The sequence below is a fragment of the Nostoc sp. genome (assembly GCF_036917435.1).
Taxonomy (GTDB): Bacteria; Cyanobacteriota; Cyanobacteriia; order Cyanobacteriales; family Nostocaceae; genus Nostoc.
Window position 1 is genome coordinate 1 of record NZ_JBALDM010000017.1, and the last position, 9487, is coordinate 9487.

The window sequence follows — 9487 nt, forward strand, 5'->3', positions numbered from 1 at the left end:
AGATACGGGAAACCCAAGAGACGAATAAGACCGTCATTGCTGTAGTTGAAATTGGAAGCCCCTTTTTCAGCGAAGCAAAAAGGGGTACTTCACATCATTTATCTCTTGTAAATCCCTTACTGCCAAACGTAGATCAGGATAAACAAAATAATCCAGATAACATCGACAAAGTGCCAGAACAGCGAAGTTGCATTCACACCAAAGTGTCCCGTGTCGTAATTGCCAGGGATGAAAGAACGTACCAAAATAATTGACTGCAACAGAATACCAGTGAAAACGTGCAAACCGTGGAAACCCGTTAGCAAGTAAAATGTCCCACCAAATACCCCTGTGGTGAAGCCAAAATCGAGGCCGTTCCATTCAATCGCCTGTCCAACCAAAAAGTAAGTACCCATCGCCATTGTTGTCAACAGAAACAGGCGAAATTTCACTAAATCATGGCGTTGCAGGGCTTTTTCTGCTAAGTAAATGACAAAGCTACTGGCGACAAGAATTACTGTATTGATTGTCGGATCTTTTACTTCTAGCCCAGAAACACCAGCTGGTAGCCAGTTAGGAGTTGTTGTTTTGTAGATGGCATATCCGGCGAAAAAACTCAAGAAAATGACGCTTTCAGACAAGAGGAAGACAATGAAGCCAAACATTTTGTTGCCTTCTTCGTCGTGGGTATGTTCGGCGCTTGCGTGGTGCGATTCAGGGGGGTTGATATAACTGTCCATTTTACTTTTGTTTGAGGGGAATTTGAAACGCAAAGGAGCGCGGAGGGAAGCGCAGAGGGACGCGGAGGGTTTTTGCGTCTTCCCGATGTTTGGCGTTATTCTGGGAGGTTGGCTGTTAAGGGTTCTGATTTGCCGTAGCCGTAGGGTTCTGAGATGATGATGGGAATTTCTTCAAAGTTTTCTACTGGGGGGGGTGAAGAAACCATCCACTCTAATCCAATTGCCCGCCAAGGATTATTGGGTGCTTTTTCGCCTTGCATCCAAGAAATCACCATGTTGAAGATGAAGGGCAAAGTGGATATTCCTAAGAGAAATCCGCCCAAGCTAGCGATGACATTCCAGAATTGATACTCTGGGGCATAGGAAGCAACTCGGCGTAACATCCCTTGTAATCCCAAGGGGTGCATGGGTAAAAAGTTGAGGTTAGTACCGATGAAGGCTAACCAAAAGTGGATTTTACCCCAGCTTTCGGAGTACATTCGCCCGGTCATTTTGGGGAACCAGTGATAGATGGCGGCATATAAGCCCATCGTCACGGTTCCGTAGAGGACGTAGTGGAAGTGTCCTACCACAAAGTAAGTATTGTTAACGTGGACATCAACCGGCACGGAAGAAAGCATGATGCCTGTGATTCCTGCGAAGACAAACATGATTAATCCGCCCAAGGCAAACAGCATTGGGGTATTTAGCCGCAGTTTACCGCCCCAAATGGTTGCTACCCAAGCAAATACTTTAATTCCTGTGGGGACAGATACAAACATTGTCGTCAACATGAAAATCAACCGCATCCAGCCCGGAGTACCACTGACGTACATGTGGTGTACCCAAACGATACCGCTAACTACGGCAATCAACATTGATGAAACGGCAACTACTTTATAACCAAACAAGGGTTTACGTGAATAAACTGGGAATATTTCTGAGAAAATCCCGAAGATGGGCAAAATTATCACGTAAACGGCGGGGTGGGAGTAAAACCAGAAGTAATGCTGGAACATGACTGGATTCCCACCCTTGGCAGGGTCGAAAAATGCAGTGCCAGCTGTGAGATCGAGTAGCAGCATCACTGCGCCTGCTGTCAATGCAGGTAGTCCAAATAGTTGGATAATTTGGGCGCTAAATACTGCCCAGACAAACAACGGCATTCTGAAGAAACCCATGCCTGGGGCGCGCATCTTAACGATTGTGGTGACAAAGTTTACTGCCCCCATAATTGAGGATACGCCGGAAATTGCCACCGCTAGCAGCCAGAGAACTTGACCATTAATTAAGTTACCTGTGGGATTTTGGAGACTGACTGGTGGATAAGCCCACCAGCCTGCTTGGGCTGGGCCACCAGGGACAAAGAAGCTACCCATCATGATAATTCCGACTACTGGCACCATCCAAAAGGCGACGGCGTTGAGGCGGGGAAATGCCATATCTCGCGCCCCAATCATCAGGGGTACTAAATAGTTAGCAAAACCAACTAGTGAGGGAAATGTCCACAAGAACAGCATTACAGTGCCGTGCATGGTGAACATACCGTTATAGACGGTGCGATCGACTAAATCTGAATCGGGTGTTAACAGTTCTCCCCGAATCACCATTGCAAAAATGCCGCCAACGAGAAAGAAGAAGAAGGAGGTAACGAGATACTGGATACCGATTACCTTGTGGTCAGTACTAAAGCTGAAGTATTCTTTCCAGTTACCTGGAGATTCGTGGTTAGGCTTCTCATTAGGGAGAAGCATACCTTCAATAGGAACATTAGTCATGGTTATTTTCCTTTCAACCAGGTGAATTGACTAGAGGAGGTGCAGCAGGTGGAACTGTAACCCAACCAGTTTGAACTGATTGATTGGATGTTTGGGCATACTCAGCAGCCGCCTGATTTTTTGCTGGAGATGGCTTTTGGGTTGCAATTTTGGCCAGCCATTGATGATAATCTTCAGGAGATTCGACGATTACATTCGCGTGCATCGTCGCAAAGTATGTACCGCTATACTGAGAATCGGTCAAGCTGTATTTGCCGGGGCGGATGGGGGTAAATTCAAAGTCGATGGCATGGTTGGGAATAATATCCTGCTTGAGGCGAAATGCAGGTATATAGAAGCCGTGGAGAACATCTTGTGATTTTAATGCTAAACGTATCCGGCGATCGCTAGGTAAATGCAATTCGGTACTGGTAACATCTCTTTCGGGATAATGAAACACCCACGCCCACTGTTTAGCTAGTACGTCAATTTTCTCGACGGGTTCAGCTAAGGCTGGGGCATCTTTTGCTTCTGCATAAGCTGATTCCATTCCCAATGGATTATGCAGGTGAACTATTTCTGATGGGCCTTGAATCCCCATTTGTTCGTAAACTTGATAGCTGTAATTTGCAATCCACAACACTAAGAGAATGGGGATTGCTGTCCAGACAACTTCTAGGGCGATATTACCTTCAATGGGAGGGCCATCACTAAAGTCATCTTTGACTGCCCGATGGAAGATCACAGAATACATTAGAGTACTTGTTACTCCCAAGAAGATGAAAGCACCAAGGGTTACTAAGAAGCTAATCAAATCATCAATTAGTACGGATTCGGCCGCCGCTTGGGGGGGAAGCCAGGAGTAAGACTGCTTGCCGATCCAGAGACTGATAACAGTCACTGCGATCGCGCCTGTAAGCAGCGTCAAAATATTTAAAATCTTCTGGATGTTCATTGTCTTTGGTTATTGGGCATGGGGCATTGGGCATTGGGCTAATGACTTATTTGAGTGTCGTGTTTAGGTCTTGGTGCGATCGCAGCAAATTATCTGCTGTATTGTGTACACCAAATTCGGCGGCTAATTGCGCTCCTAGTGTGCCGTGGATGTACAGAATGAACATGATTGCTATGCCTGCGAACAGATATAACCACTGCACTTCTCTATCTGACTGTTTATATTCTTGTCTGCCCCAAACGGAGCGCTGCCACCCTCTCCAGATGGTCATCCCAACAATCAACGCTAATAAGAACACACCACCCACACCATGCCAAATCATGGTTTGCATTGCCTGCAATCCCCAGGCACTTTTCATATCAGCTGGTGGTGTTGCCAACAGCATTTCATAAAAACCTGCTGCCACCGTGAAAAATGTGATGACGCTGGCAGCTAGCATGTTATACCAGCCAACATCAAAGAAATTCTGACGTTCTACGGTAATTGCTAAAAATTTGAAGACCCATTTTTGGAAGGGGAACAGAACACCAACGATATCAAAGGTCATCCCAATGATGAACAAACCTATTGTCAGATGCACTAAGTTGGGATGAATGGGAATGGTGTAGGGTAATCCATTTGCACCTAGAGAGTCGGTCAATTGATCGATTAATTCTGAGTTCATCGCAACACACCATCCTTTACTGCTTCCACAACTGGTACGGTATGCAATCCATACACCCAAACAAGCTCATCTCCGAGATATACCTGCAAGCCAACTATTAGGGTTAAAACTAGTGCGGCTCCCAAATAATAAATTGGTACTTTTTGCGGGTTACGGGAACGAATTACATAGCGCCAAGCTGTAAGCGCCGTGATGATTCCCGAAAGTGACCAACCAATCAGCGTATGCAAATTCAGCACCGATTTAGCTAGGCTGTAAGGTTGTGCTAAACCCGCTTCAAACTGACCAAAAACGATCGCAACGAAGATAGCGACGGTTGCTACCAACATATTCCACCAACTCACCTCAAAAAGACTGGATTTACCAGTAAAATAGCCAACCACATCACAGAAAAACGAAAACAATACCATCGCAATTACGAAGTGGACAACGATGGGATGAACCGTATCTGGATAGGGTAAATTGTGGTCATTCAATGATGTAAAATACTCAAGCATTGTATTCTCCTGGACATATCTACCGCACCGTGGTCAATCAATTTTGGATTTTAGATTTATTCCGCCTCTGACGAGATATAAACCAGAAGACCCTAACCTCAAATCGCTAGTCAAACTTCCATGATTGATGGATAATCAATAATCTCATCACAAGTATCCATCCATAATTGCCCGGAATATGTTCAATATGTGCGCGGTGCAATATGCTTAATCATGTCTTAGCTTTTTGCAGCTAAATCTCGTGAGCTTACCTACAGTGAATAATTGTGATTGTGATTAATTTCCTCATGCCAATAGCCTGAAACAGCAATTCTTGGTGGAGCTAAAAAAATTGCTGTTGTTTATTGATTTGCTTAACCTATCTTTAGCTTAAGTAAAATTTTGTGAATTGTCAAAACAATAATAATTAAAATTTTAAAAGTTAGTTATTTAGCAGAAAAGTATTTCTATAATGTAGCGATTCTGGCATTGAATTAAGATTAAATAACCTAACCTAAATATAATATTTTTTCTGTCAGATATTTCACAATGATAAAATCTTTAATTGTAATGCTTATGACAAAAATATAGCGATTCTCAGTTGAGTGAGGTAAAAGAACCCCACCCCCAACCCCCTCCCCGCTCTTCGATAGGGGGCTATGATATACCTTGTATGATTTGGAAACGCTATATATAATTTTGACTAGTTGCTATAAACGCAAATCAAGGTTTCTTCTGGGATGTGTGTCTCAACCGTTAGATGGAGTGGACGGGCTAGAAAGCTTACCCCACAAAATTGAACAATTTATTTCTTGGAGTTCCCTAAACCGTGATTTCTCGTATATTTGCAAATGTGAGATGCTCTGCATTTAATTTGTATAATTAGGGCGCTCATGTTGCCCACCACACAAGAGTTTTATTTTATTTGATTATTCAATTTAGATAATTTTCAGCTTAAAATGCTTCCTGTGAGGACTAAACAAGTGTCGTTTAAAATTGTGGTGATTGGTACTTCTTTAGGCGGATTATCAGCATTGAAAATTATCTTGGGGAAGTTACCAGCAGACTTTCTAGTGCCGATCGCGATCGTGCAACACCGTCATAAGGAATCTAACAATACACTCCAAGAGTTATTGCAAGAATCCACTTCATTACCGATTCGAGAAGTGGAAGATAAAGAAGAAATCCTGCCAGGACATATCTATCTAGCTCCAGCAGATTATCATTTATTGGTTGAACCAGGTCACTTTGCTCTTTCCACTGATGAGCCAGTTTCTTATGCCAGACCATCTATTGATGTGCTGTTTGAGTCAGCAGCCGATGTCTACACTGAGCAAGTTATTGGTGTAATATTGACAGGGGCAAATCAAGATGGTATGCAAGGTCTTAAGAAAATAAAAGCGCGAGGAGGAATAACTATCGTACAGGAACCTTCCACAGCTGAGAGCGATACTATGCCAGAAGCAGCAATTTCTGCTGTTACAGTAGACTGGATTTTGACACTCTCAAACATTGCTTCCCAAATGGTCAAGCTTTGTCACTCATCACGGAAATAAACCCATGCAGATGGAACCCAAAGTAAACATCCTCCTAGTGGATGATAAACTAGAAAACTTGCTAGCACTAGAAGCAATCCTGGAAAAACTGGGAGAGAATTTGGTGAGAGCTACTTCTGGGGAAGAAGCTTTGAGGTGTCTGCTACATCAAGACTTCGCAGTGATTTTGCTAGATGTGCAAATGCCAGGGATGGATGGTTTTGAAACTGCTACCTTAATTCGCAATCGGGGGCGATCGCGTCACACCCCAATTATCTTTCTTACCGCCTTTAGTACCAGCGACCAAATGCTTTTTAAAGGCTATGCTTTGGGTGCAGTTGATTATTTGTTTAAACCATTAGATCCCAACATTTTGACTTCCAAAGTCACAGTATTCGTAGAACTATTTAAGAAAACAGAAGCCGTCAAGCAACAAACAGCACAACTGGTAGCTGTGAATGGGTCACTTAGGGAAAGTGAAGAACGATTGCGATCGCTAAGTACTTGTTCACCCGTCGGCATTTTTGAAATTGATACTGAAGGAGGATGTAGATATACAAATCCTCGCTATCAGGCAATTTGTGGTTTGAAAGCGGCAGACAGTTTAGAAAAAATCTGGTTAGAATCTGTACATCCAGAAGATAGAGAACGAGCAGTTGCCAGTTGGTCTACCTACATTTATCACGGCCGTGACTACTCTGAAGAGTTTCGTTTTCAGACTGCCCAAGGTATCATTCGTTGGGTTCAAGTGCGCTCATCACCGATGCTTTCTGGTCAAGGAGAATTGCTGGGATATGTAGGCACTCTTGAAGATATTACCGAACGCAAGCAAGCAGAAGAAGTCCGCGCCCAAGTAATTCGAGAACAGACGGCAAGACAAGAAGCAGAAGCAGCAAACCGGATGAAAGATGAGTTTCTCGCCGTTCTCTCCCACGAACTCCGCACACCTCTAACCTCAATGCTAGGTTGGTCAAAAATTCTCCGCTCTAAGAAACTTGACGACAAAGCCACTTCCCGCGCCCTAGAGGCCATTGAACGGAATGCCATATCTCAGATGCAACTAATTGAAGATATCTTAGATGTATCTCGCATTATCCGTGGACAGTTGCGGTTAAATGTGTCTGCGGTGAATCTGATGTCAGTCATGGAGGCAGCCTTAGAAGCAGTGCGTCCTCTAGCAGAGCCAAAAGAAATTCTCTTAAATACCATCTTAGATACTTCGGTAGGTTCAGTTTATGGCGATCCAGCCCGCTTACAGCAAGTAGTCTGGAACCTGCTAACTAATGCGATTAAGTTTACCCCCAAAGGCGGCAGGGTAGAAGTGAATCTGTCAGTAGTCTCTGCTGAAGAACAAGAAACAACTCAAAAATACGCCCAAATTCAAGTTATCGATACAGGTATTGGCATCAGTTCCGAGTTTTTACCGAAAGTATTCGAGCGTTTCCGACAAGCAGATAGCACCACAACGCGATCGCACAATGGACTAGGATTAGGACTAGCGATTGTCCGTCATTTAGTCGAACTACATAAGGGTACAATCTTTGCCCACAGTTTAGGCAGTGGACAGGGAGCAACCTTTACTGTGAATCTGCCAGTACTACAGAATAGAGGGAATAGGGTAAATAGAGAAACCACAGGAGAAATTTCTTCTTCTATAGTTTCGACACCCCTTGCTGGATTAAGGGTTTTAGTTGTAGATGATGAAGCAGATACCCGTAACTTTCTCAGTTTTATGTTTGAGGAGTATGGAGCTTTTGCTACTGCGGTAGCATCAGTTGATGAAGCCTTAGCAATACTTGAACAAGCTAAAACAGATATCCTGATTAGCGACATCGGCATGTCAGAGCAAGATGGTTATACGCTAATTCGGAAACTGCGCTCTTTAGAACCAGAAAAAGGTGGATGTATACCAGCGATCGCTTTGACAGCGTACACGCGAGAAGAAGACCGTTTAGAAGCGCTTTCAGCAGGGTTTCAGCAGCATTTATCTAAGCCAATAGACCCTACTAAATTGATTGCTATGGTTGCCAGTGTATTAAAACTACCTGTGGAAGTTTCAGTTAGTTAAGAGAGACGCGATGAATTGTGTCTGTACAAAATTGAGAGGAGAGACGCGATTAATCGCGTCTCTACATGACTTGGGAATTGGATTGGAATTCAAGTGATTAATGCCCAATGCCCAATGCCCAATGCCCAATGCCCAATCAAGACGAAGTTACGGCATGTTTTTTCAATTCATCTAAAGAAACCACTTCCAAAGCTCTAGCATGGGTTGCAGAAAGCATGACGGGTGGAGCAACGCCAGCATCAAGGGCTTCTTGCCAACGAGAAGCACACAAACACCAGCGATCGCCAGGCTTCAATCCAGGAAAATTAAAATCAGGAACAGGTGTACTTAAATCGTTCCCCCGCGATTTGGTGAACTCTAAGAATTCTAAGGTCACTTCAGCACATACGACGTGCGACCCGAAATCCTGACCACCTGTGCGACAAAAACCGTCGCGGTAAAACCCAGTCATGGGAGAAGTGCAGCAGGCTTCTAGGTTTCCACCGATTACGTTTTTAGCTTCTATCATTGTTAACTTATTGCACTTGATTTTTTCACTCTCGATATAAGCCTATATTGACATTTCCCTAGTTGAATAAAAATCGCTATCCCGGATTAATTCATAAAAGATAGAACTCTAAAATCAACTTATATTAAGCTGCTAATCTTATGCTTATTAGTAATATAGGAATCATATTTGACTATTGAAAAAAGACAAGTATCCGTAGGGTGTGTTAGACGGAACGTCGTAACGCACCAAAAGCTTAGGATCGTGCGTTACACTACGCTAACGCACCCTACTTTTCTCTACGTATATTTCAAAAATAAAAGACTAGTCCTAATAGTGCAATATTTCAGTAAAAGTTCTAATAAAAACCCCTAGCAGTTAGCTAGGGGTAATGCAAGTCAGTACTTTTTCGCATGGAATGTATCCTACTCAAATACCATAACAACCGTCTTATTTATAGATATGCCATTTTGCCAAAGAAAAAAAGCCCCCAGTGGTAAGCCGAGTGTTAGTTTTTTGGAATAGCGGTAATCTACAAAGTTATTCTTCCCAAATCGGTAGGCAATAGAATCATATATATTGTCATGTCATACAAAAAATAACTTCGGCGTATCCTTACCTCGTTGCTTGCCTTTTAATAAGTAAAGCTGATGAAACTTATCAGTTTTACAAAAGTGAGAAAGTGGATCAAAAAATGTAAAGCATTGTAAAGTGTATTCACAGGCAAAGACAAACGAGCCTGATTCATAAATAACTAACCGCACTTATAAAACCATGACAGCAACGATCCAACGCCGCGAAAGCGCCAACGTATGGGATAGATTCTGTGAGTGGATCACCAGCACCA

8 protein-coding genes are annotated in these 9487 nt (G+C 43.2%); 2 read left to right on the top strand and 6 right to left on the bottom strand.

Annotated elements, in window-relative coordinates:
* Nucleotides 1–116: 116 nt before the first annotated feature.
* From V7K98_RS07295 to V7K98_RS07315, 5 genes are all read right to left on the bottom strand, one after another.
* Nucleotides 117–719 carry a cytochrome c oxidase subunit 3 gene (locus V7K98_RS07295; protein ID WP_335020249.1) on the bottom strand — a complete coding sequence of 201 codons (603 nt, stop codon included), beginning with the start codon at nt 717–719 and terminating at the stop codon, nt 117–119.
* Between the two features lie 95 nt (nt 720–814).
* Entirely contained in the window at nt 815–2476 is a 1662-nt protein-coding gene (gene ctaD, locus V7K98_RS07300; protein ID WP_335020251.1) for a cytochrome c oxidase subunit I, read from the bottom strand.
* A gap of 13 nt (nt 2477–2489) precedes the next feature.
* On the bottom strand, nt 2490–3410 hold the full coding sequence (locus V7K98_RS07305) for a cytochrome c oxidase subunit II (protein WP_335020253.1): 921 nt from the start codon (nt 3408–3410) through the stop codon (nt 2490–2492).
* Between the two features lie 46 nt (nt 3411–3456).
* Complete coding sequence (locus V7K98_RS07310) at nt 3457–4074, bottom strand: DUF2231 domain-containing protein (RefSeq protein ID WP_335020255.1); 618 nt, start codon at nt 4072–4074, stop codon at nt 3457–3459.
* Nucleotides 4071–4571, bottom strand: coding sequence for a DUF2231 domain-containing protein (locus V7K98_RS07315; protein ID WP_335020257.1), 501 nt, complete (start codon nt 4569–4571; stop codon nt 4071–4073). The genes V7K98_RS07310 and V7K98_RS07315 overlap by 4 nt, the downstream gene beginning before the upstream one ends.
* Nucleotides 4572–5533: 962 nt before the next feature.
* On the opposite strand from V7K98_RS07315, the gene V7K98_RS07320 reads away from it, so the two are divergent.
* Nucleotides 5534–6106: a chemotaxis protein CheB gene (locus V7K98_RS07320; protein ID WP_335020259.1), complete on the top strand. Its 573-nt coding sequence runs from the start codon at nt 5534–5536 to the stop codon at nt 6104–6106.
* 4 nt (nt 6107–6110) lie between these two features.
* Nucleotides 6111–8153: a hybrid sensor histidine kinase/response regulator gene (locus V7K98_RS07325; protein WP_335020261.1), complete on the top strand. Its 2043-nt coding sequence runs from the start codon at nt 6111–6113 to the stop codon at nt 8151–8153.
* Nucleotides 8154–8289: 136 nt separating this feature from the next.
* Here the strand turns inward: V7K98_RS07325 and V7K98_RS07330 are convergent, their stop codons facing one another.
* Nucleotides 8290–8661: a DUF2237 family protein gene (locus V7K98_RS07330; RefSeq protein ID WP_335020263.1), complete on the bottom strand. Its 372-nt coding sequence runs from the start codon at nt 8659–8661 to the stop codon at nt 8290–8292.
* Nucleotides 8662–9487 lie beyond the last annotated feature (826 nt).

Excerpts from the sequence above, each read along its gene's own strand:
- V7K98_RS07295 (WP_335020249.1), bottom strand. The coding sequence starts at position 719 with ATGGACAGTTATATCAACCCCCCTGAATCGCACCACGCAAGCGCCGAA.
- ctaD (WP_335020251.1), bottom strand. The coding sequence starts at position 2,476 with ATGACTAATGTTCCTATTGAAGGTATGCTTCTCCCTAATGAGAAGCCT.
- V7K98_RS07305 (WP_335020253.1), bottom strand. The coding sequence starts at position 3,410 with ATGAACATCCAGAAGATTTTAAATATTTTGACGCTGCTTACAGGCGCG.
- V7K98_RS07310 (WP_335020255.1), bottom strand. The coding sequence starts at position 4,074 with ATGAACTCAGAATTAATCGATCAATTGACCGACTCTCTAGGTGCAAAT.
- V7K98_RS07315 (WP_335020257.1), bottom strand. The coding sequence starts at position 4,571 with ATGCTTGAGTATTTTACATCATTGAATGACCACAATTTACCCTATCCA.
- V7K98_RS07325 (WP_335020261.1), top strand. The coding sequence starts at position 6,111 with ATGCAGATGGAACCCAAAGTAAACATCCTCCTAGTGGATGATAAACTA.
- V7K98_RS07330 (WP_335020263.1), bottom strand. The coding sequence starts at position 8,661 with ATGATAGAAGCTAAAAACGTAATCGGTGGAAACCTAGAAGCCTGCTGC.